General features: G+C 47.7%; 6 tRNA genes. All 6 read right to left on the bottom strand.

Annotated elements, in window-relative coordinates:
- Positions 1 to 64 precede the first annotated feature (64 nt).
- Positions 65 to 140, bottom strand: a tRNA-Thr gene (locus tag C1I60_RS08375).
- Between the two features lie 25 nt (positions 141 to 165).
- Positions 166 to 238 (bottom strand) — tRNA-Phe (locus tag C1I60_RS08370).
- A gap of 81 nt (positions 239 to 319) precedes the next feature.
- Positions 320 to 396 (bottom strand) — tRNA-Asp (locus C1I60_RS08365).
- A 24-nt stretch (positions 397 to 420) separates the two neighbouring features.
- A tRNA-Met gene (locus C1I60_RS08360) sits at positions 421 to 494 on the bottom strand.
- Between the two features lie 33 nt (positions 495 to 527).
- Positions 528 to 603 (bottom strand) — tRNA-Val (locus C1I60_RS08355).
- Positions 604 to 609: 6 nt separating this feature from the next.
- Positions 610 to 681, bottom strand: a tRNA-Glu gene (locus C1I60_RS08350).
- Positions 682 to 761: the final 80 nt, after the last annotated feature.

Below are 761 nucleotides of genomic sequence, written 5' to 3'. Positions count from 1 at the left end.
CCGAACCCGTAAGGGAGCAGATTTACAGTCTGATGCGTTTGGCCACTTCGCTAATCCTCCAAAATGGTGCCGGCGAGAGGACTTGAACCCCCAACCTACTGATTACAAGTCAGTTGCTCTACCAGTTGAGCTACACCGGCACATTACTCATTCCCACTTGAAAGGTGGCTCGGGACGGAATCGAACCGCCGACACGAGGATTTTCAGTCCTCTGCTCTACCGACTGAGCTACCGAGCCATATATTGTTATACAGCTATAATATACAAACTCACATTATATATAGAATACACAAAAATGCCAGTCATATATTTTATAAAATGGCGGAACTGACGGGATTCGAACCCGCGATCTCCTGCGTGACAGGCAGGCATGTTAGGCCTCTACACCACAGTTCCATAGATATTCCTAAGGAAAATCAATTGCGGGGACAGGATTTGAACCTGTGACCTTCGGGTTATGAGCCCGACGAGCTACCGAACTGCTCCACCCCGCGACAGTAAAAAGGGATTACTTTTAAGAATATAAATGGTGGAGGCTGAGGGGCTCGAACCCCCGACCCTCTGCTTGTAAGGCAGATGCTCTCCCAGCTGAGCTAAGCCTCCATACTATGACCCGTAGGGGAATCGAACCCCTGTTACCTCCGTGAAAGGGAGGTGTCTTAACCGCTTGACCAACGGGCCTCACAAAAATTAAAAATTATAATCCCTAAACTTAATGGCATAACCATAAGTTTCAACCAGCTCAGCTACGCAATTACTTT

This window comes from Paenibacillus terrae (genome assembly GCF_005217525.1).
Taxonomy (GTDB): Bacteria; Bacillota; Bacilli; order Paenibacillales; family Paenibacillaceae; genus Paenibacillus; species Paenibacillus terrae_C.
The sequence above is the reverse complement of the archived record's forward strand: the minus strand, read 5'-3'. Positions and strand labels throughout refer to the sequence as shown.